Consider the following 24,067-nt stretch of genomic DNA (forward strand, 5'->3'; position numbering starts at 1 on the left):
GAGGCTTTTATTTAGAAATAAAATAAAATTAATAATAAATAAATGTAACGCAAATACGAATATGAAAACGAGGTATACATGGATAAAAAGATGCAAGAACTTATATTAAAAGAACTAAAAATTAAAGAAAATGAATCATTCAGTGTTGAAGAATTAACAGCTGCCCTTAAATTAGAAGGCCAGGATGCGTTCAAAGAACTTGTTAAAACACTTGCTGAAATGGAACGTAAACGTGAAGTGAAAATTACATCAGAAGGCAAATTTCAAATTGCACTTCAAACACCACAATTAGTGGGTATTTTTCATGCAAATGATCGTGGATTTGGATTCGTTACGATTGATCCAGAGCAACCTGATGTTTTCGTTAATCCAACACAAACAATGTCTGCCTTAAATGGTGATAGTGTTGAGATTGAGATTACAAGTGCTGCTAAACCTGGGGATGACCGTGGTCCTGAAGGTAAAGTTAATAAAATTGTTGAACATAATGTAACGTCAATTGTTGGAGAATTTGAAGTTGAACCATCTGACCTTGAAAATTCAGGAATAATTGGCCATTTAGTTGTTAAAAACAAGAAATTACAACGTTATAACTTATTGGTAACAGGGGTTGGTTTACATCCAGTTGCTGGAGAAGTTATTACAGCTGATATTACTGCTTACCCAACAAGTGAAAAACCATTAGTTATTGAAACATTGGTTAAAGAAGTTGTGGGTAACAAAGACGATCCAGGTATGGATATTTTACAAGTCGTTTATCAACATGATATTCCTAGTGAATTTCCTGAAGATGTTATGGCTCAAGCTGAAGCAACTCCAGAAGTTGTACTACCAGAAGAAAAAATTGGTCGCGTTGATTTAACGGATCAAACGTTAGTAACAATTGATAGTATTGATTCTAAGGATTTAGATGATGCTGTTACTGCCTGGAAACTTGATAACGGGAACTACCATTTAGGTGTGCATATTGCTGATGTTTCGCATTATGTCCAACCAGGTACACCACTTGATCGTGAAGCATACGAACGTGGAACGAGTGTTTATTTAACTGACCGTGTTATTCCAATGTTGCCTCATAAATTATCAAATGGTATTTGTTCATTAAATCCAAAAGTTGAACGCCTTGCTATGAGTTGTGAAATGGAAATTACACCAGAAGGTTATGTTGTTAATCACAAAATCTTCCAAAGTGTGATTAAAACGACAGAACGTATGACTTATAAAGCCATTAACAAGATTCTTGAATCAGATGATGCAAAAACGAAAGCTAAATATGAAGAATTGGTCCCAATGTTTGAAACAATGGGCGAATTACACAAAATTCTTGAAAAAATGCGTAAAAAACGTGGTGCAATTAGTTTTGATGATAATGAATCTAAGATTATTGTTGATGAAGCGGGTCACCCAATTGATATTCAAATTAGAACTCGTGGAACAAGTGAACGTTTAGTTGAATCATTTATGTTAGCTGCAAATGAAACTGTTGCAGCTCATTACGATAAATTAAAAGTACCTTTTGTTTACCGTGTGCATGAAACACCTAAGAATGAAAAAGTAATGCGTTTCTTCGAAACTTTAACAAGTTTTGGTATCGTTGTTAAAGGTGATAGTAAGAATGTAACACCTAAAATGTTACAAGGTGTTTTAAAAGAAGTAGCTGGTAAACCTGAAGAATCAATGGTTTCTGTTATGTTACTTAGAAGTATGCAACAAGCTAAATATACTGATGAATCATTAGGTCACTTTGGTTTAGCTGCTACTGATTATACGCATTTTACGTCACCAATTAGACGTTACCCTGATTTGATGGTTCATCGTTTAATTCGTTTCTACGAAGAAAATGGTATTGGGGACGCTCAAAAAGAAAAATATGCTGAACAATTACCTGAACTTACAACACACACATCACAAATGGAACGTCGCGCAATTGATGCTGAACGTGATACTGACGCAATGAAAAAAGCTGAATACATGGCTGATCATGTTGGTGAAACCTTTGAAGGTGTTGTTAGCTCAGTTATGAAGTTTGGTGTCTTCGTTTCATTACCAAATACTGTTGAAGGTCTTGTTCATATTAGTAATATGAAGGATGACTATTATGAATATTTAGATATGCATATGGCATTAGTAGGTAAGAGAACTAAGAGAACCTTCAGAATTGGTCAACCAATCGAAGTAAAAGTTGCTAAAGTTGATATTGAGCAAAGTGCGATTGATTTTGAAATTGTTAATCCACAAAATACACCAACTTCTGATTTACGAGGTAAAGGTGGAAACTTCAAACGTCCAGGTAATGGTCGTCCAGGAGACAAGAAACCTTATAACCGTAATGGTAAACCAGCTGCTGGAAATAGTAATGGAAAGAAACCGTTCTACAAATCAGCTAACAAAAACACAGCACCAAGAAAAAATAATACACGTCAAAAATAATATCGGGGGGATTAAGATTGCGAAAAGAAAAGTCATCTTTTGATAAACCCTTAGCCCAGAATAAAAAAGCAAGACACAGTTATAACATTGAAGATACGGTTGAGGCTGGTGTCGTTTTAACAGGTACTGAGATTAAATCCGTTCGAAATAGTCGTATTAATCTAAAAGATGGATTTGCGCAAATTAGAAATGGTGAAGCTTGGTTGATGAATGTTCATATTTCAACGTATGATCAAGGGAATCAATTCAATCATGATCCACTTCGAAATCGTAAATTATTATTGCATAAAAAACAAATAGCTCAATTTGATGAAGCAACTAAAAATAAGGGTGTTACAATTGTCCCTTTGAAAGTTTACATTAAAAACGGCTTTGCAAAAGTACTAATCGGTGTTGCAAAAGGGAAGAATGATTACGATAAACGTGAAACAATTAAACGTCGAGATCAGGAACGCCAAATTCAACGCGTACTTAAAAATTACTAAAAAAAGGAAGCAACCAATTTTGAAATTGGTTGCTTCCTTTTTAGTTATTAAGCTTGTTTGTAAAGACCAGCAATTTGATCTTGAACATCTTTATTTTCTAAGAATTCATCATAAGTAGTATCTGCACGATCAACAAGACCGTTTGGTGTTACTTCGATGATACGGTTAGCGATTGTTTGAATGAACTCACGATCATGAGAGCCGAATAATAGAGCACTCTTATAATTTGAAAGACCTTCATTCAATGAAGTAATTGATTCCAAATCTAAATGGTTAGTAGGATCATCAAGTAAAAGAACGTTGTTTCTTGTTAACATCATTTTTGATAACATACAACGAACTTTTTCTCCACCGGATAAGACGCCAACTTCTTTATCGACTTCTTCACCTGAAAATAACATACGACCTAAGAATCCACGCAAGAAAGTGTTATCACTTTCTGCTTTAGAAGCAAATTGACGTAACCAATCGATAATTGTTAAATGTTCATCAGCGAATTGGTCGTTATTATCTTTAGCAAGGTAAGCTTGTGATGTTGTTACACCCCATTGAACTGTACCTGTATCTGGTTCTAATTCACCAGAAAGAATTCTAATTAATGTTGTAACAGCAATATCAGTTTCACTTGTAAAGGCTGTTTTATCATCTTTACCTAAACTAAATGAGATATTATCTAAAACTTTTACGCCATCAATTGTTTTTGAAACGCCACTAACTGATAATAAATCATTACCAATTTCACGGTCGATTTCAAAGTTAATGAATGGGTAGCGACGTGATGAAGGTTGGATATCATCAAGTGTGATTTTTTCAAGCATTTTCTTACGAGAAGTTGCTTGTTTAGATTTAGAAGCATTAGCACTGAATCGTGCAACGAAATCTTGTAATTCTTTGATTTTAGCTTCTTTTTTATCGTTAGAATCATTTGCAAGTTTTGAAGCTAAGGCACTTGATTCCATCCAGAAGTCGTAATTACCAACGAATAATTTGATTTTACCAAAATCAACATCACACATGTGGGTGCAGACATTATTCAAGAAATGTCTATCATGAGAAACAACAATAACGGTATTTGAGAAGTTAATTAAGAAATCTTCTAACCAGTTAATTGATTTGATGTCTAACCCATTAGTAGGTTCATCAAGTAAGAGAACATCAGGATTACCAAAAAGTGCTTGTGCAAGCAAAATCTTAACTTTTTGACTTTCTGTTAGTTCGCTCATCTTTTTATTTTGCATATCTTCAGCGAAGCCTAAGCCTTGTAAAAGAGTTGAAGCTTCTGATTCAGCTTCCCAACCATTCATTTCAGCAAAGTCAGATTCTAGTTCAGCAACTTTGATACCATCTTCATCAGAAAAATCAGCTTTTGCATAAATAGCATCTTTTGCTTCCATAACAGCATAGAGTTCTTTGTAACCCATAATGACTGTTTCAAGAACAGTATATTCTTCGAAGCCATAATGATTTTGTTGTAGCATCGTCATACGTTCATTTGGATCTAATGAAATTTTACCTGTACTTGGTGTTATTTCACCAGATAAAATCTTTAAAAATGTTGATTTACCAGCGCCATTAGCACCGATTAGTCCGTAACAATTACCAGGCGTGAATTTTAAATTAACGTCATCGTATAACTTACGGTCTGAAAAACTTAAACTTACATTACTTACAGTTATCATTTAATACCCTCACTATTCGTTTGTATAATCTACATATCATAGCATATTTCAGACTTAAAATGAAACGGTTTTGAAAATGAACTCAAATAAAATGATTATTTCTGAAAATGAGGGTACGTTAGTCATAGAGTTGTAATATGAGTGATGTTTTGTAATATGACTGACACATGTCTGACTTGTCGGTTCGATATACTCTAGAAATAGGTAATAAAGTTATTTACAAAAAGGAGTATTATTTTGAAAATTAGAAATATTATTGGTTTTACAGCAGTTATACTTTGCTTATTAGGTGGTTCGGTTTCTGTTAGTGCAACATCTATCAGTGATTTAAAAAAACAAGAATCAGCTGCACAAGTTAAAGTAACAACTGCTAATTCAAAAATTTCAAAGTCATTAACGAGTATTAATGATGAGTATGCAAAAATTGATAAATTAAATCAAGAAATTTCTGATAAAGAAAAGAAAATTGGGTCACAAGATAAATCAATTGGTAATGAACAAAAACAATTAGATACACGTATTGAAAATGCTAAAGATAGATTAAGAAGTCTACAAGTTAATGATTCAAGTAGTAAAATGGTAACAGCTATTCTTGAAGCAAAGAATGCTGGTGATTTTATTAGCCGTGTTTACGCAGTTTCTGTTTTACAATCTGCTGATAACAAAACAATGAAAGATGTTGCGGCTAATATCAAAACCATGGAAGATGCTAAAGCTCATTTGGAATCTGAACAAAAATCATTGAAATTAAAACAATCTGAAACAAAACAAGAAACAAAAGAAATGAATAAACAATTAGCAGCGTTAAAAGATACTTTAGGTGACGCAAAGAAAGATTTAGCCAAAGTAACAAAGGCTAAAGATGCTGAGTTATCAAAAAAAGCAAGAGAAGCAAAGGCTAAAGCTGATGCCAAGGCAGCAGCTGCTGCTAAAAAAGAAGCAGCTAAAAAGGCTGAAAGTGATGATTCATCAGATAAAAAAGGAAGTACTGACCAAAAAGCAAGCAACGATACTTCTGGCAAATCAACTAAGAAAACGTTACAAATGGTTGCAACGGCTTATTCAACAAATGCACCAGGGATGGGAACTCATGGATCATATGGGTTAAGTTTATTAACTAATCCACAACAAATTGCTGTGGATCCTTCAGTTATTCCACTAGGAACTGTTGTCTGGGTATCTGGTTATGGTGTTGCAATTGCTGGCGATACAGGTTCAGCGATTAAAGGAAACCGAATTGATGTGCATTTTATCTCAAATGCAAGATGTTATACATGGGGTAAAAAGACAGTTACTGTAAAAGTTTTAGAATAAAGATATGAAAAAAGGGTCTGCTAAATTTATTTTTAGCAGACTCTTTTTATTTTTTGTTAAATATCTTTTTGTATGTGATGATAATCATGACCACTAATAATCATGTTACCCACAGTTTTAAAGCCCATTTTTGTGTATAATTTTTCTGCTTTAGGATTAGCAAGGTCGACGTTCAAGCCAATCTTTGTTTTTCCAGCTGCACGGGCAATCTCGGGAAGAGATTCTAGAAGTTTTGTACCAATGCCTTGTCCTTGGAAATCTGGTGAAACAGCAAGGGTATCAAGGTACCATTCATTTGGATAAACTTCTGAGTCGGGGAAAAGTTCAGTGGTTTCAGGTAAACCGATTTGTGGGAAAAATTGGTTCATAGCAAGATCAAGATGGTCTTCATCTTCATCCGGATAACCAAATGCTATCCCAGCAACCTTACCATCAATATCGGCGATTTGAACACGGCCATAGCTATAACGGTAGTCTTCTGTTTCAAATGCAAGCTCTAGCACTTTGAATAGGTCGGGTAATGGAATTTCTTGAAGAATGGGAATTTCCATATCTTCTAAAATAATATTCACTAAAGGAACGACCTCGTGTGCATCTTTTTTTGTTGCTCTTCTAATAATCATATAAACCATCCTTTCCTGAATATCTCTAGTGTATAGGGTACTTAAATAATTGTCAAAACAACTAAATTGCTTGCTAAGTGTAGATATGTTATATTATGTTACATCAAATTGTTTTGGGGAGGATATTATGAAAAAATGGCAGTCAATGATCATGGCAATCATGGTCGCATGTGGATTTGTATTATTTTTACATAGTAATCAAGTAAACGCAGCAGAAAAGACGTATACAATCGGGACTGATGTAACTTATGCGCCATTTGAATATCAAGCAGAAGATGGTAAATCATACGTTGGTATTGATATGGATTTGATGCGAGCAATTGCTAAAGAGGAAGGTTTTAAAGTTGATATTAAAGCCTTGGGGTTTAATGCAGCAGTTCAAGCATTAGATGCTAACCAAATTGATGGGGTTATGGCTGGTATGATGATAACTGCAGAACGTCGTGTTAAATTTGATTTCTCAGATAGTTATTATGACGCTGGAGTAGCTATGGCTGTTGGTAAAAACAGTTCAATTAAATCTTTGGATGATTTAAGAGGGAAAAAGGTAGCCATTAAAGTTGGTACAGCTGCTGGGGAATACGTAAACTCAATTAAAAAGCAATATAATATTACGACGACAACTTTTGATGACTCAAGCAATATGTATGACGATGTTGTGACAGGAAATTCTGATGCGACTTTTGATGATAAACCAGTATTAGCATATGGTGTTAAGAATGGTATTGAAATGAAAGTAGTTGGTAAAACATATGAAAAAGGTGAATATGGATTCGCCGTTAAAAAGGGACAGAATAAAGAATTAATAACAAAATTTAATGCCGGGCTAAAGAAACTTAAAGCTAACGGTGAATATAAAAAGATTGTTGATAAGTACACTGGAACGAACGCAAAAAATGCTAACTCTAAAGATTCTCGAACAATTTTAGGTTTATTGAAAACAAATAGTGGCTCATTATTAGAAGGGTTTAAACAAACAATGCTATTAACGATTGTGGCTATTGTTTGTGCAACAGTTTTAGGGATTATTTTAGGTATGATGGGTGTTGCGCCAAATAAATGGCTTAATGGGCTTTCAAGTACATTAATTTACATTTTCCGTGGTCTACCACTAATCGTATTAGCTTTCTTTATCTACATTGGTATTCCTAATTTAACTGGGAGCAAGATTCCAGCTTTTGTGGCAGGTATTATAACGTTAACGTTAAATGAAGGTGCATATACAGCGGCCTTTGTAAAAGGTGGAATTAAGGCAGTTGATAATGGTCAAATGGAAGCTGCTCGTAGTTTAGGATTACCTTATGGAAAAGCAATGATGAAAGTCATTATGCCACAAGGAATTAAGATTATGATTCCGTCGTTTATTAATCAATTCATTATTACGTTGAAAGATACGTCAATTTTATCTGTTATCGGTATTTTAGAATTAACGCAAACAGGTAAAATTATAATCGCAAGAAACCTTGAAGGATTCAAGATGTGGTTAATTATTGCGGTGATTTATCTCGTTATCATAACGTTATTAACGTGGTTATCTAATTTAGTCGAAAGGAAGATTAAATAATGGCAGCTAAAATTCAAGTTAAAAATTTGAAAAAAAACTATGGTTCAAATGAAGTTTTGAAGGGGTTAGATATTTCAGTTGCAGAAAAAGAAGTTGTCTGCATGATCGGACCTTCCGGTTCTGGAAAAAGTACCTTTTTACGTTGTTTAAATAAATTAGAAGATTTAACTTCCGGTTCAATTATTATCGAGGGGCATGATATTAGTGATCCGAAAACTGATTTAAATGTTGTTCGTCAAAATATTGGCATGGTATTTCAACATTTTAATTTATTTCCACATTTAACCGTTCTTGAAAATATTATTTTAGCGCCTGTTGAATTAAAAAAAGAAACAAAAGAAGAAGCAACTAAGGAAGCAAAACGTCTTTTAGCCCAAGTTGGTTTGAGTGATAAGGCAGATGCTGCACCTGCTTCGTTATCTGGTGGTCAAAAACAACGTGTCGCAATCGCACGCGCACTTGCAATGAAACCAGATATTATGTTATTTGATGAACCAACGTCTGCACTTGATCCAGAAATGGTTGGGGATGTTTTAGATGTCATGAAACAACTTGCTAGGGATGGTATGACAATGGTTGTTGTCACACATGAAATGGGTTTTGCTAAAGAAGTGGCTGATCGTGTGGTCTTTATGGCTGATGGTTACATTTTAGAAAGTAGTACACCAGATGAAATATTTAGTAATCCTCAAAATGATAGAACAAAAGATTTCTTAAACAAAGTTTTAAATGCATAAAAAAATGCAAATTAATTAGATTTTTCGGCCTTTCATTAATTATTGGTGGGCAAGTATTGTAAAAAATCCTAATCACTTTGCGTGGTGGTTAGGATTTTTTATGTATAGTTACTAAAAATTAGGATGTTTACGATGATTTGAATTGAAAAAAAGCTTTTTAGCAAAGGAGAAGAGTAAAATTATGAAAGCAATTGTTGTTAATGAAGCAGGAGGAACAGATAAGCTTATTTACAAAGAGGTAAATTTACCTAAAATAAAAGCTAACTGGTCCCTAATTAAAATAAAAGGGTTTGGTATCAATAGATCGGAGATTTTTACGAGAGAAGGAAAATCGCCAACTGTTTTGTTTCCTAGGGTTTTAGGCATTGAATGTGTGGGTGTTGTTGAAGAAACGAGCGATCCTGAAAGATTACCAGTGGGAAAAAAAGTTATTTCCATTATGGGAGAAATGGGACGCGCATTTGATGGCAGCTATGCTGAATATGTAGCATTGCCAAATAACCAAATCTATCCAATAACAACAAATATATCTTGGAAAGAACTTGCGACTATTCCTGAAACGTACTATACGGCATTTGGTTCAATGAAAAACTTAAAAATTACAAAAAAAGATAAAATTTTAGTTCGAGGCGCCACAAGTGGAGTAGGTATTTCATTTCTTAAATTATTGAAGGCCAGATATCCTGATATTGTAATTGATGGTACTAGTCGGAGCCAAGCAAAAAATGAGCAATTATTGTCCGCTGGTTTTAATGATGTAATAATAGATAAGACTGGTGTATTAGAGACTGAAAAGAAGTATGACAAAATTTTAGAATTAATTGGCCCTGCCACTATAAAAGATAGTTTTCAACATTTAAACGAAGGAGGCATTTTATGTAGTACGGGACAATTAGGAGGTAAATGGTTTTTAGAAGAATTTGATCCGATTATAGATATCGAGAAAAATAGTTACCTCACTAGTTTTTACTCTGACAATGTCAGTCAGGATAAATTGAATGATCTGTTGGACTACATTTCAAAATATGATGTTGATGTGAAACCAGAAAAAATCTTCAAACTAAGTGAAGTTCCTTTAGCGCATGCTTACTTACAAAATCAAGATAGTTTTGGGAAAGTAATCGTGTTACTAACAACTGAATAAAGATAAGTACCAAATCGGTTAGCAATGTATTATGGGTTTCATAATTGGTAGTTGGAGAGTAACAGGACTGATTGATCACGTAACAAAAGTCTTATGACTTTTGTTTTTTTGTCGTTGTAAAAAAACTGTTACTAGTAATAGTTTTTAAACTACTACCAACAACAGTTTTTATAGACTTATTTTTTCTAATTAATTACACTTTTTAGTCTCAATCGATTTATTTTTCAGCTAACTGTTCAAGAATAGCTAAACCAACACCATCTTCAGAATTTGTTTTTGCTGAATGATTGGCAATACGTTTTACTTCGTCGTGGCCATTTTCCATGGCGTAACTGACGCCTGCAACTTTTAACATAGAAACATCATTTAAGTTATCTCCAATTGCCATAACATCTGACATTGGGATATTGAGTTCTTTAGCAAAAGCTTGGAGTGCAATCCCTTTTTGGGCATTTACATTGTTAATTTCAAGGTTAGTTGGCGCAGAAGAGGTAACAACAAGTGAGTCTTCTTCTTCAATTTTTGCTTTTAAAGGGAGTAATTCTTCTTGACCATCCATACTAAAAACAATTAATTTAAAAATATCAATTTTTGAATCATCGATGACTGTTTGGTAATCATCAACGTAATTGATATTCATTAATTCAAGACGAGCTGCAGCTAATGAAACAGCCATTTTAAATGGTGTATCTGGATTTGTATCAGAGATTAGACGCGCTACATTTTGAATACGGTTTGCACGATTATCAGAATAAACACCGTTCGAGGTTGTCATTTCAAAGTAAAAATTTTCTTTTTTGAATGTTTGAACTAAAGTTTGAATAACTTTTTTTGAAATAGGTGTTGTACTAAGTGTTTTACCATTTTCATCTAAAACTTCTGCGCCGTTAAATGTAATCATTGGACTATTGAACCCGGCTGCTGTAATTAAAGGTTTAACTTCAGTATAGCCACGGCCAGTAGAAACGATAAAGTGGACTCCTAATGCTTGTGCTTGTTTAATCGCATCGGCGTTTTTTTCTGAAATCACCATTTGATCATTTAGTAAAGTACCATCCATATCTGATGCAATAATTTTTATCATAAATTCAACACTCCTCTAATCTTATTTACTGGTTTCATTTTAACATGAAACCGCTCAATATTTTAATCAAATCATTTATTTTTGTATTCACTAATATGGTAAACTTAATCTGTGAGGTGTTAGACAATGAATATTAATGTCGATAATGATTGGCAACCCATTTTGACCGAAGAGCTTGCAAAATCTAAATATGCTGATTTAGAAACGTTTATTGATAATGAATATCAAAATGAGACGATCTATCCGGAAAAAAATCGCATTTTTGAAAGCTTTGAACTGACCCCATTTTCTGACGTTAGAGTTTGTTTATTGGGACAGGATCCTTATCATGAAAAGCATCAAGCTCATGGGTTGAGTTTTTCTGTTTTACCAGGAGAAAAAATTCCACCTTCTTTACGGAATATGTATAAAGAATTGGAAACAGATTTAAGAATTCCACCAGCTAATCATGGCTATTTGAAGAGTTGGGCGGAGCAAGGTGTTTTGATGTTAAATTCAGTCTTGACTGTAAGAGATGGCGCCGCTAATTCTCATCGTAATCATGGATGGGAATTATTAACAGATGGTGTGATTGAACGATTATCCGAATCCTCACAGACAATTATTTTTGTTTTATGGGGGAAGACAGCCCAAGATAAGATTAAATTAATTGATACAGATCACAATATTGTGATAACATCACCTCATCCAAGTCCGTTATCTGCTTACCGCGGTTTTTTTGGATCAAAACCATTTTCACAAATAAATCAAAATTTAAAAAGTCAGGGATTGCCACCAATTAACTGGCAATTACCTAGTAACACTTAATTAGGAGGAAATGATATGTCATTATTTGAAAGTTTGAAAAGCAAAATTGAAAGTAAAAAAATTAAAATAGTTTTTCCTGAAGGGGAAGAAGAACGTATTCTAAGAGCAGCCGTTAAATTAGCAGAAGATAATTTGGCAGAACCTATTTTATTGGGGGATGTTGCAAAAATGAAAGAGTTAGCCACAAAGCTCGATTTAACTCTTGATGGTATCGGTGTACAATTTCTTGATCCTAAACAATATTCTGAAACAGATTTTAATGAGATGAAAACAGCCTTTGTTGAACGCCGTAAGGGTAAAAATACACCTGAACAAGCTGAAGAAATGTTACGCGATGTTAATTATTTCGGTACAATGCTCGTTTACATGGGATTAGCTGAAGGGATGGTTTCTGGAGCTGTTCACGCTACTGGAGATACCGTTCGACCTGCATTACAAATTATTAAAACGAAACCAGGCGTGAGTCGGACAAGTGGTGCCTTTATTATGACTAGAAATAATGATACAGAAAAGTATTTATTTTCTGACGCTGCGATCAGTATTAATCCAACTGCTCAAGAATTAGCAGAAATGGCAATTGCAAGCATTCAGACGGCTCGTCTCTTTGATATTGATCCCAAAGTAGCAATGCTTAGTTTTTCAACTAAAGGTTCAGCTAAAGCACCAGAGGTATCAAAGGTAGCAGAAGCAACTGAAATTGCACAAAAACTAGCACCAAATGAAGCGATTGATGGCGAATTACAATTTGATGCTGCTTTTGTACCGAGTGTTGGTGAACAAAAAGCACCTGGATCAAAGGTTGCAGGACAAGCAAATGTTTTCATTTTCCCTGAATTACAATCTGGAAATATTGGCTACAAAATTGCACAACGTTTAGGTGGATTTGAAGCTATCGGACCTATCTTACAAGGGTTAAATCAACCAGTTTCAGATTTATCTCGTGGTGCTAACGTAGAAGAAATTTACAAGGTTGGTATTATTACAGCTGCGCAAAGTTTAGAATGAAATGGTGAGATAATTAATGAATATTGAAGTTAGTTCTGTAGAAGAAACGCAAAAAATTGCCGAAAAAATTGGACAGCTTGTTGAACCTAATATGATTCTATTGTTGGATGGTGATTTAGGCGCTGGAAAGACAACTTTTGCTAAAGGCTTAGCCGTTGGGTTAGGGATCAAGCGGAACGTTAAAAGTCCAACATTTCCAATTGTGAGAGAATATCGTGAGGGCCGTTTGCCGTTATTTCATATGGATGTTTACCGACTTGAAGGGATGGGCGGCGCAGATTTAGGGTTAGATGAATATTTTAATTCTGATGGTGTGAGTGTTGTTGAATGGTCTGAATTTATTCAGGATGAATTACCAAATGATTGGTTAAAAATTACATTATTGAAAGATGATCATGATGATAATTTACGTACTATCGAATTAGAAAGTAATGGATTACAATATGATAATATGTTGGCCCATTTAAACTAAAAAACAAGTTAGCTGATAGCCTCTAAATGGGGGTATCAGCTAACTTGTTTTTATTTAACTAATTTTTCGATTTCTGGTTTCATCTTTAAAGGATTAGTCTTAGGTGCATAACGTTTAACAACTTGTCCATCACGATTGACTAAAAATTTAGTGAAGTTCCATTTAATTGAGCTACCCAACACGCCTTGCGTTTCATCAGTCAGGTATTTAAATAGTGGTAACGCATCTTCTCCATTTACATTTTGAATGGTATGCATTGGAAAACTAACGCCATATGTCATACGACAGGTAGCTGCTGCTTGCGCATCATCATCGACTTCTTGATGGAATTGATTCGATGGAAAACCAAGTACCACTAATCCTTGGTCTTGATAATCCTCATATAATTCTTCTAATTGTTTAAATTGTGGCGCAAAACCACATTTAGTGGCTGTATTAACAATTAATAAAGGGTGACCCTTGTACTTTTCTAATGAATAAGTTTCACCATTTTCTAGTGTAACCTGATAATTATAAATTGACATTGTAATTCCCCCAAATTTGGTTTGATTACGGTCATCATATAACAGTTTAAACAGTAGCCCTATTAATGTGCTTAAATTTGATTATGCTGGCTTCACAAATGGTTTTAAAATTTCTTGTCCAAATTCGTGTTCTTGATAGAGTAAGATATTGGCACAAGCAACGGAATCATCTAAGGCATTGTGATGATTTGTTAACGTGATTCCCAATTCGTCACAAACCGTATTTAATTTATGGTTTGGAAATTCTGGAAATAATTTACGACTTGTTCTAACCGTATCTAACAATAAAAATTGGGGTGTCTCTAATCCATAATAACCCAATGTATTATGCAAAATACTATTATCAAAGGGGGCATTATGCGCCACGATTAAACTATTATTCTGGAAAAGTGGTGAAATATGTGACCATAGTTCTGGAAACTTTGGTGCAAATTCAACGTCTTCTTCGTGAATACCATGAATTTGAACATTACGCCAATTAAAAGGTGTTTCCGGTTTAATAAGTGAATAAAATTCATCAACGATTTGATTATTTCGAACAACTGTTAAAGCAATTGAACAGGCACTATGACGCTGGTTATTAGCAGTTTCAAAATCCATTGTAACAAAATTCATAATTAACTCCTTTTTAATTCGATATGACTGACAAGGTTATTAAAATACTCGGTCTAATAATGTTAATAAAGTATAACAGTTAGGTTATACAATTAAAAGTCGCTTGTTTGTGCGTTAAAATAGAAAAATAAACATTGAACGTGTTAAACTAGAAGGAATTGCTAAATGTTGAAAGGAATCGAGTAAATAATGATAATTGACACTTTTGTAGAACTATTTCCATCTATTAAAATTTTAAAAAATGAACCACTTGCTAAATATACAAATACTGAAACGGGAGGCATGGCTGATCTTTTAGCTTTTCCAGATACAGTGTCAGATGTTAAAATTTTGGTGAATACAGCCAATGAAAATGGTATTCCTTTAACTGTTTTAGGAAATTCGAGTAATCTAGTTGTGAAAGATGGCGGTATTCGTGGACTTGTAATCATTTTAACGGATATGGATAAAATTGCTGTATCTGGGACGAAAATTATAGCGCAAGCTGGTGCCTCACTTATTGAAACAACAGAAGAAGCTTACCAAGCTGGCTTGACTAATTTTGAATTTGCTGCTGGGATTCCTGGGAGTGTTGGTGGTGCCGTATTTATGAATGCTGGTGCATATGATGGTGATATCAGCCAGGTATTGAGTGAAGTTAGTGTTATTACACGTACTGGTTATGTGAAAACACTAGTTAACGAAGAAATGAACTTTGACTATCGTCATAGTCAAATTCAAGATGATAATGACATCATATTAGAAGCAACCTTTGTATTAAAAGAAGGTAATAAATATGATATCCGTGAAAAAATGGATGAGTTTAACTTTTTACGTGCATCTAAACAACCTTTAGAGTACCCATCATGTGGAAGTGTTTTTAAGCGACCTGATGGACACTATACTGGTGTACTAGTTCACGAAGCTGGGTTACAAGGCTACCAAATTGGTGGCGCACAAGTATCAAAGAAACATGCCGGGTTTATTGTTAATGTAGACGGCGCTACTGCAACAGATTATATGGATGTTATTAAGCATGTTCAAAACGTTGTGTGGGAAAAATTTAAGGTTAGATTAGAAACGGAAGTTAGAATTATCGGAGAAGACTAAAGTAGAAAGGAAGATGGTAAATGCCGCTACTTGAATCGGTTATTGTTTTAGCTGCACTTGTTTTACTATCAAATGTTATCAGTCATTATCTGGTTTCAATACCCGTTGGATTGATCCAGATTGCATTAGGCTTTGTCGTTGCCTTAATTTTTAAAGTTTCTATTGAGTTAGAAACAGATTGGTTCTTATTACTCTTTATTGCGCCACTATTATTTAATGATGGTCGAAAATTTCCAAAACGTGAATTGTGGAAATTAAGAGGTTCCATTTTTGCGAATGCCATATTATTGGTTTTCTTAACAACTGTGGTAGTTGGATTTTTCATTCATCTTTTGATTCCAAAAATGCCATTAGCAGTTGGATTCGCACTGGCAGCTATTTTGTCACCAACGGATCCAGTTGCTGTGCAATCGATTGCTGAAAAAGCAAAATTACCAAGTAATATTTTAAATTTGGTTAGTGGTGAAAGTTTAATTAATGACGCAAGTGGACTAATTGCCTTTAAATATGCGATTGCTGCTGCGGTTACTGGCTATTTTTCATTTGGACAGGCCCTTGGTGATTTTACGTATATTGCGATTGTTGGTTTTATCTCAGGAGCGGTTTTAATGTTACTGATTTCAACAATACGAGATTTTTTAATGAGGCAGGGTATTAATGATGTCGTCTTTAATACGATATTACAAATTTTAACACCTTTCATTATTTTTCTTTTTACTGAAGAATTTTTACATGCGTCTGGTGTTATTTCGGTAGTTGTCGCTGGTGTTATCTCTAGTATGCGTAAGAATACTTTCGCGACGTACTTACCTGAAATTAAGTTAGTAACTGAAAAAACCTGGGAAATTGTGGTTTATCTCCTGAATGGATTTGTGTTTATTATTCTTGGAATTGAATTACCAATTGCGATGTCAAAGACATTAGAAGATAACAATAGTAGTACTCTTTCGGCTATTATTGATGTTTTTGTCGTCTGGCTCTTTTTAGTCGTGATTCGTGTTGTTTGGACGTATATTAATATGTTATTAATTTCTAAGAAAAATAAATCAAAAAATAAGGCAAAGCCAAGTTGGCGTATTGCGTTAATATCAGGATTTTCAGGTGTTCGTGGTGCAATTACAATGGCTGGTGTGTTAACAGTCCCAACGATAATAAAAACAGGTGCTGCTTTTCCAGAGCGTTCATTAATGTTATTTATTGCTGGTGGCGTGATTATTTTAAGTTTAGTAGCCGCAATTTTGATATTACCTCTTTTAACTAAAGAAAAAGGAATAATGAAAACCAGTAATGAGGTTCCTGATGCTACTTTAGTTGAAGATGAGGATGCTATCATAACTAGTGATAGCGGAGATACGCAGTTCAATGAAAAACAAGCTCGTATTTATATTATGCGAGTTGCTATTAGTCGCTTGGAGTCTGAACGACGAGAATCTAATCAAAAAGTTGCCTATGAATTAATTTTAGAATATCAATTTATGATTCGTCGACTTGAGTTTTCTGATCAGGATGATGAACGATTACGCCAAATTGTTGAGGAAGAAGCAGACATTAGGCGAATTGCTTTAGATGGAGAACTCGAAGCATTAGATAAAATGAGATTAAAGCAGGCTATTAGTAATAAAAACTATTCAATTATTAATAAGAAAATTATGAAACAAAAAGCGAAATTAGGTCAAATTAATAATCGGAAAATCTCATTTGTAACGGTTAGAAATATTAATCATGCCTTTGTTCAATTAGGTAAGGTTGTGAGACGGACACTCTATTCTGAAAAAGAATTAAAAATGGTTTATGAACGACGAAATATAGAAAAAGCTTTAGCAAAAGCAGCTATTAAAGCACTATCAACGTATGTTAAAAAATCTGATGATGGCAATCAACAATTTAAGCAGCAAGCTATGTATCATTTGATTGTTTATTATCGTAATCGTATCGAAACCTTAAAACGGACCAAAAATATTAATCAAGCCGAATCTGAGGAACAAAGTTACCAGCTTAGATTAAAGGCTATTGCGGCTGAACGTTCTGCGATGCAGGAATTGATGGAACGAGGCTATATTACGTGGTCATTAGCGTCAAGTTTACGTGAATATATTAATTATTCTGAAAATGTTATTATGCTTTCTGAAGAGGACTAAAAATAGGTGTAACCCGCAATATATGCGAGTTACACCTATTTTATTGTTTTTCTATAGACTTCTAAGCAAATGATAATAACCAGTTGGACTATTGTTAGTAAAACGACAAAAGCTAACATTTTAATTGTCCACATATCGGCAATTAATTTTAATGTTAATTTTGGTGATGTTAGTAGGTATACAGTGTGTAATCTTAAAAAACGACCAATATAGACACCGACAGATGACAAAATAGTTAGGCCAAATATAACGACATAACGAAAATAATAAGGTGTTAAGTGTAGTCGTTCTTTAATTTGGTCGGCAATTTGAGAAAATCCAACGAGTGCAAGTAACGTACATGATAAGGTACTTACCAATAAATAAGTATAGTTTAGCCACATATGAATATCTAATTTAATTAATCCTGTCATTATGTCATAGGGATGCAGTAAGCTTAAATGAAAAAGATCAGTTAATAGGTAAGGCGCGTTCGGATAAAAGAATAGCCAAGCTGCTGTTAACAGCCAAAAATAAGTATTTGATAATTTATCTTTGATGTGAAAAGCTAATTCAATTGGCAGATAACCTAAAAATGTATTTAAGAGTAAAAAATTAAAAGGTGATTGTTGGTTGTAAACGAATAAGTAAATAATAATTAAGTAACATATAAAAAATAATCTGATACCGTGCTTTACATTTGTATTTATCATAATGGTCATCCTTTTCTATAGTGACTTCAGTGTAGCAAAAAATGAGATGAAATCAAATTAATAATCTGGTAGATAATAGAAAATATGGCGGGATGAGGAAACAAATCTAACAACGTGGTATAATAAAACGGTTAATAAAATAGAGGAGGCCGAGTGATGTCCATTAACTGGGGTGGTCTTGTAACGTGGGGGCATATGGTCAATATACTAGATATTATCGTTGTCTGGTTTGTTGTTTATGAACTCATGGTACTTTTACGAGGAACAAAAGCGGTTCAACTTTTTAGAGGAATCATAATTATTGTTGTGATTAAGCTAATTAGTGTGGTCGTTGGGCTACAAACTGTATCTTGGATTATGGATCAAGTTATCAATTGGGGTGTTATCGCCATGGTTGTTATTTTCCAACCGGAAATAAGACGTGGATTGGAACATCTTGGTCGTGGATCGTTTTTTTCAAGAGGTAAACAGAAAAACAAAGACGAAGAACATATGATTGCTGGGCTAGACTCAGCTATTCAATATATGTCAAAACGTCGAATTGGAGCATTAATTACTATCCAAATGAACACTGGATTGGAAGATTATATTGAAACCGGAATTGCATTAGATGCTGAAATTACGGGTGCATTATTAATCAATATTTTCATTCCCAATACACCATTGCATGATGGCGCGGTAATTATTAAAGATAATAAAATAGCTGTTGCGGCGGCTTACTTACCATTATCTGAAAGTAACTTAATTCCAAAAGAATTAGGAACTCGGCATCGTGCTGCAGTAGGTATCAGTGAAGTAACCGACGCAATTACGATTGTTGTGTCAGAAGAAACAGGTTCAGTAACAATTACGCGAAATAACGAACTTATTCGTGATTTATCACAAGAAGATTACCTTAAATTATTGAATACTGAATTAATTAAAGATGATGAACCTAAAAAGAACAACCCTTTCTGGGAATTTTTTGAACATTTCGGGCGTAAGGGGGATAAAAAATGAATCTAAATAAATTTTTTAATAGTCGCTCATTTTTTATTGGAACCTCTTTAATTTTAGCAATTTTATTATTTGTTTATGTTAATTATGATCAGTTAGCAAATACAAATAATTTTTCCGATTCAAAAACAACGAGTCTAGTTGCAAATGAATCAAAAACGATTGAGGCTGGCCTACAAATTACGGCCGATAGTGATAAATACTTTATTACTGGATATCCTAAAAATGTAAAATTAACATTGGACGGTCCTGGCGCTTTAATTACAACAACTGTGAATACACAAAACTTTAGAGTGTTCGCTGATTTAAAGGGTTTAAATCCTGGAAAACATGTTGTTAAGTTACAAGCAGAAGGATTAAACAAAGAAATTAGTTATAAAATTAATCCCGCTACGATTTCCGTTAATATACAAAAACGTAAGACAACGACATTCCCTATTCAGGTGAAATTTAATGAACGTCGTTTAGCGCAAGGGTATAAGAGTGGGACGCCTGTTTTAGATAATAATACGATTTCTGCATCAGGTGCGGAAGGCGATGTGAATGCTATTTCAGAAGTGGTTGCACAAGTAAATGTCAGCAGCAATCAGATCAAGTCAACAATTTCACAAGAAGTCTTACTTGAGGCCTTAGATGTAAATGGTAAAACTTTAAATGTCGTCATGACCCCATCAACAGTCGGTGTTACAATACCGGTTGAGAGTACTAAAACCACTAAAAAATTACCTTTGAATTTTGTTTCAAGTGGAACTGGCGTATCTGGGAAGACGTACAAGTTTTCAAGTGATACAAAACAAGTAACGGTAACGGGTACAGAATCAACCTTAAGCAAATTAAGTAAAATTGATGTTGTGGTACCAATTAATAAGATTAATGATTCCGTTACGAAAACAATTAGTATCGATTTGGATAAGAATAATTTAATTTCATCAAATCCAGAATCTGTTAAAGTAAAAATTGATGCTTCTGGTGGAACAGCAGCATCAAAAACTGAAAGTAGTGAAACAACAACTGATCAGACGTCGACGAGCTCTGAGACCAGTTCAGAAAGTAGTGAAAGTGCTACTTCGTCTTCATCGACAAGTTCTGATAGTTCAAGTAGTTCAAGTGAATCAACGAACGCATTAAATTAATTAATTAGTGAGGAGAAAATAATGAAATATTTTGGTACAGATGGTGTTAGAGGAATTGCAAATAAAGAACTAAGTCCTGAGTTAGCATTTAGATTGGGACGTTTAGGTGGGTATGTTCTATCAGAGCATGCACAACTTGAAAATAATGATAGACCACAAGTGCTTGTTGCTCGTGATACACGTATCTCTGGTCAAATGCTTGAACAAGCTTTGATTTCAGGGTTATTATCAGTTGGGATTGAAGTACTCTCATTAGGCGTTATTTCAACACCTGGTGTAGCGTACCTTGTACGTGCCCAAAATGCAGTTGCTGGAATTATGATTTCAGCTTCACATAATCCCGTTCAAGATAACGGCATTAAATTTTTTGGTGCAGATGGTTATAAACTATCTGATGAACAAGAAGAAGAAATTGAAGTTTTATTAGAAAAAGATTCTGATGATTTACCAAGACCAGAAGGTGAAGGCCTTGGAGTATTGGCAGATTACCCAGAAGGTGTACTAAAATATACACAATTTTTGGAACAAACAATTCCTGATGATTTAGAAGGAATTCATGTTGGAATTGATTCAGCTAATGGCGCAACAAGTGGACTTGTTTCACGTTTGTTTGCTGATTTAAATGCTGAATTTGAAACGATGGCAACTTCACCTGATGGATTAAATATTAATGATGGCGTTGGATCAACACATCCAGAAGGATTAGCTAAATTTGTAGTTGAAAATAAACTTGAAGCCGGGATTGCTTTTGATGGCGATGGTGATAGATGTATTGCTGTTGATGAATTAGGTAATATTATTGATGGCGATAAAATTATGTACATTTGTGGATTATACATGAATGAACGTGGTCGCTTGAAAAAAGAAACGGTTGTGACAACTGTTATGAGTAATATTGGACTATACAAAGCACTTGAAGCAGCTGATTTAACATCAGTTAAAACACAAGTTGGTGATCGTTATGTTGTTGAAAAAATGCGTGCTGACGGTTACAACATTGGTGGCGAACAATCTGGACATATTGTATTCTTAGATTATAATACAACTGGCGATGGGATGCTAACTGCTATTCAATTGCTAAATGTTATGAAGAAAACAGGTAAGAAGTTATCTGAATTAGCTGCAGCTGTTCAGACTTATCCGCAAGAACTTGTGAATGTTAGAGTGACAGATAAGCAAGCTGCATTAGATAATCAAAAAATTAAAGATAGTATTGCAGAAGTTGAAGCAGAAATGGCCGGTGATGGCCGTGTTCTTGTAAGACCTAGTGGAACTGAAAACTTATTACGCGTTATGGCTGAAGCACCAACAGAAAAAGAAGTTAAAGCTTATGTTGATCGAATTGTTCAAACAGTTCAAACTGAAATGGGCGTTTAGAAATTAAGAGAAAGAGTCATTTGAATGAAAATTCAAATGGCTCTTTTTTTATTTAAAAGTTGATTTGGAATCTAGACCAATATAATAATTATTGACAAAAAAATATTAGAAAGGTATATTAATAGATATTGATAAGGGTTACTTGTTTTTAAAACATATATACCAATTATAAAATAATAATAAAAAATACATTTAAAAAAAGGATGACATAAACTATGTGTGGAATTGTTGGCGTAACAGGAAAAACGAATACTGTTGAAATTTTAATTAATGGTTTGGAAAAATTAGAATACCGTGGCTATGATTCAGCCGGTATTTTTGTTGATAACAAAACGGGTGAAGATTACCTTGTTAAAGAGGCTGGACGTATTTCGAATTTGAAGTCGGCCATTGATGATAAGGTTCATGGAACTGCTGGCATTGGACATACGCGTTGGGCAACACATGGCGTACCAAGTAAATTTAATGCCCATCCTCATGTTTCTGAAGATGGCCGCTTTTACCTTGTACATAATGGCGTTATCACTAATTTTTCTCAATTAAAAGACCAATATTTAAAAGACGTAAATTTTGTTAGTGAAACAGATACTGAGGTTGTTGTTCAATTAATTGGATATTTTGCAAATAAAGAAAATTTAACTGCTAAGCAAGCATTCAAAAAAGTTTTATCATTACTTGAAGGTTCTTCATATGCTTTCTTGATGATGGATCGTGAAGAACCAGAAACATTGTTTGTGGCTAAGAATAAGAGTCCTTTATTAATTGGTGTTGGGGATGGCTTTAATGTTGTCTGCAGTGATGCCATGGCAATGTTGAAAGAAACACATGACTTTATTGAACTAATGGACGGCGAAATGGTTATTGTTAAACCTGACTCTATTGAAATTGAAAATAAAGCTGGTGAAGCCGTATCACGTGATTCATATCATGTTGAAATGGATGATAGCGATTCAGAAAAAGGCGCATATCCATTTTACATGCTAAAAGAAATCGATGAACAGCCTGCTGTTATGCGCCGTTTATTGAGTGAGTATGTTGAAAATGAAGAAACTGTTAAAATAGATGATAATATTTTAAATGCAATGAAAGCTGCTGATCGCATCTATATTGTTGCTGCAGGAACAAGTTACCATGCCGGATTAGTTGGAAAAGAATTATTTGAAGGTTTAGCTAATGTACCAACAGAAGTACATGTTGCTTCAGAATTTGGTTATCATATGCCATTACTTTCAGAAAAACCATTCTTTATTTTCTTATCACAAAGTGGTGAAACAGCTGATAGCCGTCAGGTTCTTGTAAAAGTTAACGAAATGATGTATCCAAGTTTAACGATTACAAACTCAGCAAATTCTACGCTTTCTCGTGAAGCAACATACACGTTGTTATTACATGCTGGTCCTGAAATAGCAGTTGCCTCAACTAAGGCATATACAGCTCAAATTGCCGTTGAAGCACTTTTAGCAAAAGCGTTAGGAACAGTTACAAAACAAACAAAAGCTATTAATTTTGATGTTTATCATGAATTAACAATGGTTGCAAATGCTATGCAAGCTATGGTTGATGATAAAGACTCAATTAATGATTTAGCGAAAGAATTCTTAAGTGAAACACGTAATGCTTTCTATATTGGTCGTGGTATTGATTATGACGTTTCAATTGAAGCTGCACTTAAATTAAAAGAAGTCTCTTATGTTCAAACGGAAGGTTTTGCGTCTGGTGAATTAAAACATGGAACCATTGCCTTGATTGAAGAAGGCACACCGGTTGTTGCTATCATCACTGATAAACCGACTGCAAGTCATACGCGAGGCAATGTTCAAGAAGTTTTGGCTCGTGGAGCAAATACAATTATCATCTCAACAGAAGCATTAGCAAACGAGGGTGATCAAATTGTATTACCAGATGTTTCTGACTTATTAACACCGTTAGTAAGTATTGTACCTGCACAATTATTGGCTTACTATACAAGTCTAAACCGTGGCTATGATGTTGATAAACCTCGTAATTTAGCTAAGAGTGTTACTGTCGAATAAGATAGATTGAAGAAATGATATTACCTGTTTAAGGGTAGTATCATTTTTTTGTTTATTATTTGGTATAGACCTATTGCTTTTTTTAAAATGATATTGTATTATTGGACTATACCAATTAGAGAAATA

21 protein-coding genes are annotated in these 24,067 nt (G+C 34.1%); 15 read left to right on the top strand and 6 right to left on the bottom strand.

Features of this window, described 5'->3' with window-relative positions; genetic code table 11:
* Positions 1 to 78 precede the first annotated feature (78 nt).
* Both rnr and smpB read left to right on the top strand, forming a co-directional pair.
* Entirely contained in the window at positions 79 to 2,430 is a 2,352-nt protein-coding gene (gene rnr, locus ACE83Q_RS00680) for a ribonuclease R (RefSeq protein WP_409022225.1), read from the top strand.
* A gap of 17 nt (positions 2,431 to 2,447) precedes the next feature.
* Positions 2,448 to 2,915, top strand: coding sequence for an SsrA-binding protein SmpB (gene smpB, locus ACE83Q_RS00685; RefSeq protein WP_409022226.1), 468 nt, complete (start codon positions 2,448 to 2,450; stop codon positions 2,913 to 2,915).
* A 47-nt stretch (positions 2,916 to 2,962) separates the two neighbouring features.
* Here smpB and ACE83Q_RS00690 read toward each other — a convergent pair whose 3' ends face one another.
* Positions 2,963 to 4,594, bottom strand: a complete 1,632-nt coding sequence (locus ACE83Q_RS00690) for an ABC-F family ATP-binding cassette domain-containing protein (RefSeq protein WP_409022227.1) — start codon at positions 4,592 to 4,594, stop codon at positions 2,963 to 2,965.
* A gap of 237 nt (positions 4,595 to 4,831) precedes the next feature.
* Between ACE83Q_RS00690 and ACE83Q_RS00695 the strand changes: the two genes are divergently transcribed.
* On the top strand, positions 4,832 to 5,908 hold the full coding sequence (locus ACE83Q_RS00695; protein ID WP_409022228.1) for a 3D domain-containing protein: 1,077 nt from the start codon (positions 4,832 to 4,834) through the stop codon (positions 5,906 to 5,908).
* Positions 5,909 to 5,964: 56 nt separating this feature from the next.
* Here ACE83Q_RS00695 and ACE83Q_RS00700 read toward each other — a convergent pair whose 3' ends face one another.
* Complete coding sequence (locus tag ACE83Q_RS00700) at positions 5,965 to 6,528, bottom strand: GNAT family N-acetyltransferase (protein WP_409022842.1); 564 nt, start codon at positions 6,526 to 6,528, stop codon at positions 5,965 to 5,967.
* Positions 6,529 to 6,658: 130 nt separating this feature from the next.
* On the opposite strand from ACE83Q_RS00700, the gene ACE83Q_RS00705 reads away from it, so the two are divergent.
* From ACE83Q_RS00705 to ACE83Q_RS00715, 3 genes are all read left to right on the top strand, one after another.
* The gene (locus tag ACE83Q_RS00705; protein WP_409022229.1) at positions 6,659 to 8,095 is read left to right on the top strand and encodes an amino acid ABC transporter substrate-binding protein/permease; all 1,437 of its coding nucleotides are present in this window, start codon (positions 6,659 to 6,661) and stop codon (positions 8,093 to 8,095) included.
* Positions 8,095 to 8,832: an amino acid ABC transporter ATP-binding protein gene (locus ACE83Q_RS00710; protein ID WP_409022230.1), complete on the top strand. Its 738-nt coding sequence runs from the start codon at positions 8,095 to 8,097 to the stop codon at positions 8,830 to 8,832. The genes ACE83Q_RS00705 and ACE83Q_RS00710 overlap by 1 nt, the downstream gene beginning before the upstream one ends.
* 181 nt (positions 8,833 to 9,013) lie before the next feature.
* Complete coding sequence (locus tag ACE83Q_RS00715; RefSeq protein WP_409022231.1) at positions 9,014 to 9,976, top strand: zinc-binding dehydrogenase; 963 nt, start codon at positions 9,014 to 9,016, stop codon at positions 9,974 to 9,976.
* 217 nt (positions 9,977 to 10,193) lie between these two features.
* Here the strand turns inward: ACE83Q_RS00715 and ACE83Q_RS00720 are convergent, their stop codons facing one another.
* Entirely contained in the window at positions 10,194 to 11,060 is an 867-nt protein-coding gene (locus ACE83Q_RS00720; protein ID WP_409022232.1) for a Cof-type HAD-IIB family hydrolase, read from the bottom strand.
* A 126-nt stretch (positions 11,061 to 11,186) separates the two neighbouring features.
* Here ACE83Q_RS00720 and ACE83Q_RS00725 point away from each other — a divergent pair, with 126 nt between their 5' ends.
* The 3 genes from ACE83Q_RS00725 to tsaE are packed head-to-tail and all read left to right on the top strand — an operon-like array spanning position 11,187 to position 13,344.
* Positions 11,187 to 11,867: a uracil-DNA glycosylase gene (locus ACE83Q_RS00725; protein ID WP_409022233.1), complete on the top strand. Its 681-nt coding sequence runs from the start codon at positions 11,187 to 11,189 to the stop codon at positions 11,865 to 11,867.
* A gap of 15 nt (positions 11,868 to 11,882) precedes the next feature.
* Positions 11,883 to 12,872, top strand: coding sequence for a phosphate acetyltransferase (gene pta, locus ACE83Q_RS00730; RefSeq protein WP_409022234.1), 990 nt, complete (start codon positions 11,883 to 11,885; stop codon positions 12,870 to 12,872).
* Positions 12,873 to 12,888: 16 nt separating this feature from the next.
* Positions 12,889 to 13,344: a tRNA (adenosine(37)-N6)-threonylcarbamoyltransferase complex ATPase subunit type 1 TsaE gene (gene tsaE / locus ACE83Q_RS00735; RefSeq protein WP_409022235.1), complete on the top strand. Its 456-nt coding sequence runs from the start codon at positions 12,889 to 12,891 to the stop codon at positions 13,342 to 13,344.
* 50 nt (positions 13,345 to 13,394) lie between these two features.
* Here tsaE and ACE83Q_RS00740 read toward each other — a convergent pair whose 3' ends face one another.
* Together ACE83Q_RS00740 and ACE83Q_RS00745 are read right to left on the bottom strand one after the other, a co-directional pair.
* On the bottom strand, positions 13,395 to 13,868 hold the full coding sequence (locus ACE83Q_RS00740) for a glutathione peroxidase (protein WP_409022236.1): 474 nt from the start codon (positions 13,866 to 13,868) through the stop codon (positions 13,395 to 13,397).
* Positions 13,869 to 13,949: 81 nt separating this feature from the next.
* Positions 13,950 to 14,483, bottom strand: a complete 534-nt coding sequence (locus ACE83Q_RS00745) for a 3'-5' exonuclease (protein WP_409022237.1) — start codon at positions 14,481 to 14,483, stop codon at positions 13,950 to 13,952.
* Between the two features lie 189 nt (positions 14,484 to 14,672).
* Here ACE83Q_RS00745 and murB point away from each other — a divergent pair, with 189 nt between their 5' ends.
* Together murB and ACE83Q_RS00755 are read left to right on the top strand one after the other, a co-directional pair.
* The gene (murB, locus tag ACE83Q_RS00750; RefSeq protein WP_409022238.1) at positions 14,673 to 15,572 is read left to right on the top strand and encodes a UDP-N-acetylmuramate dehydrogenase; all 900 of its coding nucleotides are present in this window, start codon (positions 14,673 to 14,675) and stop codon (positions 15,570 to 15,572) included.
* 20 nt (positions 15,573 to 15,592) lie between these two features.
* Positions 15,593 to 17,710, top strand: coding sequence for a cation:proton antiporter (locus tag ACE83Q_RS00755; RefSeq protein WP_409022239.1), 2,118 nt, complete (start codon positions 15,593 to 15,595; stop codon positions 17,708 to 17,710).
* Between the two features lie 35 nt (positions 17,711 to 17,745).
* Here the strand turns inward: ACE83Q_RS00755 and ACE83Q_RS00760 are convergent, their stop codons facing one another.
* Positions 17,746 to 18,402, bottom strand: a complete 657-nt coding sequence (locus ACE83Q_RS00760) for a DUF1361 domain-containing protein (protein ID WP_409022240.1) — start codon at positions 18,400 to 18,402, stop codon at positions 17,746 to 17,748.
* 156 nt (positions 18,403 to 18,558) lie between these two features.
* Here ACE83Q_RS00760 and cdaA point away from each other — a divergent pair, with 156 nt between their 5' ends.
* The 4 genes from cdaA to glmS all read left to right on the top strand — a co-directional run bounded on the left by cdaA (position 18,559) and on the right by glmS (position 23,941).
* Positions 18,559 to 19,401, top strand: a complete 843-nt coding sequence (gene cdaA, locus ACE83Q_RS00765) for a diadenylate cyclase CdaA (RefSeq protein WP_409022241.1) — start codon at positions 18,559 to 18,561, stop codon at positions 19,399 to 19,401.
* Entirely contained in the window at positions 19,398 to 20,531 is a 1,134-nt protein-coding gene (locus ACE83Q_RS00770) for a YbbR-like domain-containing protein (RefSeq protein ID WP_409022242.1), read from the top strand. The genes cdaA and ACE83Q_RS00770 overlap by 4 nt, the downstream gene beginning before the upstream one ends.
* A 21-nt stretch (positions 20,532 to 20,552) precedes the next feature.
* Positions 20,553 to 21,908, top strand: a complete 1,356-nt coding sequence (gene glmM, locus ACE83Q_RS00775; RefSeq protein WP_409022243.1) for a phosphoglucosamine mutase — start codon at positions 20,553 to 20,555, stop codon at positions 21,906 to 21,908.
* Between the two features lie 215 nt (positions 21,909 to 22,123).
* Positions 22,124 to 23,941, top strand: a complete 1,818-nt coding sequence (gene glmS / locus ACE83Q_RS00780) for a glutamine--fructose-6-phosphate transaminase (isomerizing) (RefSeq protein WP_409022244.1) — start codon at positions 22,124 to 22,126, stop codon at positions 23,939 to 23,941.
* The last annotated feature ends 126 nt before the right edge of the window (positions 23,942 to 24,067 follow it).

Origin of the sequence: Dellaglioa kimchii, assembly GCF_046115505.1 — a bacterium.
Lineage (GTDB): Bacteria > Bacillota > Bacilli > Lactobacillales > Lactobacillaceae > Dellaglioa > Dellaglioa kimchii.

Coding starts and splice junctions, on each gene's coding strand:
- rnr (WP_409022225.1), top strand. CDS start 79: ATGGATAAAAAGATGCAAGAACTTATATTAAAAGAACTAAAAATTAAA.
- ACE83Q_RS00690 (WP_409022227.1), bottom strand. CDS start 4,594: ATGATAACTGTAAGTAATGTAAGTTTAAGTTTTTCAGACCGTAAGTTA.
- ACE83Q_RS00705 (WP_409022229.1), top strand. CDS start 6,659: ATGAAAAAATGGCAGTCAATGATCATGGCAATCATGGTCGCATGTGGA.
- ACE83Q_RS00710 (WP_409022230.1), top strand. CDS start 8,095: ATGGCAGCTAAAATTCAAGTTAAAAATTTGAAAAAAAACTATGGTTCA.
- ACE83Q_RS00715 (WP_409022231.1), top strand. CDS start 9,014: ATGAAAGCAATTGTTGTTAATGAAGCAGGAGGAACAGATAAGCTTATT.
- ACE83Q_RS00720 (WP_409022232.1), bottom strand. CDS start 11,060: ATGATAAAAATTATTGCATCAGATATGGATGGTACTTTACTAAATGAT.
- ACE83Q_RS00725 (WP_409022233.1), top strand. CDS start 11,187: ATGAATATTAATGTCGATAATGATTGGCAACCCATTTTGACCGAAGAG.
- pta (WP_409022234.1), top strand. CDS start 11,883: ATGTCATTATTTGAAAGTTTGAAAAGCAAAATTGAAAGTAAAAAAATT.
- tsaE (WP_409022235.1), top strand. CDS start 12,889: ATGAATATTGAAGTTAGTTCTGTAGAAGAAACGCAAAAAATTGCCGAA.
- ACE83Q_RS00740 (WP_409022236.1), bottom strand. CDS start 13,868: ATGTCAATTTATAATTATCAGGTTACACTAGAAAATGGTGAAACTTAT.
- ACE83Q_RS00745 (WP_409022237.1), bottom strand. CDS start 14,483: ATGAATTTTGTTACAATGGATTTTGAAACTGCTAATAACCAGCGTCAT.
- murB (WP_409022238.1), top strand. CDS start 14,673: ATGATAATTGACACTTTTGTAGAACTATTTCCATCTATTAAAATTTTA.
- ACE83Q_RS00755 (WP_409022239.1), top strand. CDS start 15,593: ATGCCGCTACTTGAATCGGTTATTGTTTTAGCTGCACTTGTTTTACTA.
- ACE83Q_RS00760 (WP_409022240.1), bottom strand. CDS start 18,402: ATGATAAATACAAATGTAAAGCACGGTATCAGATTATTTTTTATATGT.
- cdaA (WP_409022241.1), top strand. CDS start 18,559: ATGTCCATTAACTGGGGTGGTCTTGTAACGTGGGGGCATATGGTCAAT.
- ACE83Q_RS00770 (WP_409022242.1), top strand. CDS start 19,398: ATGAATCTAAATAAATTTTTTAATAGTCGCTCATTTTTTATTGGAACC.
- glmM (WP_409022243.1), top strand. CDS start 20,553: ATGAAATATTTTGGTACAGATGGTGTTAGAGGAATTGCAAATAAAGAA.
- glmS (WP_409022244.1), top strand. CDS start 22,124: ATGTGTGGAATTGTTGGCGTAACAGGAAAAACGAATACTGTTGAAATT.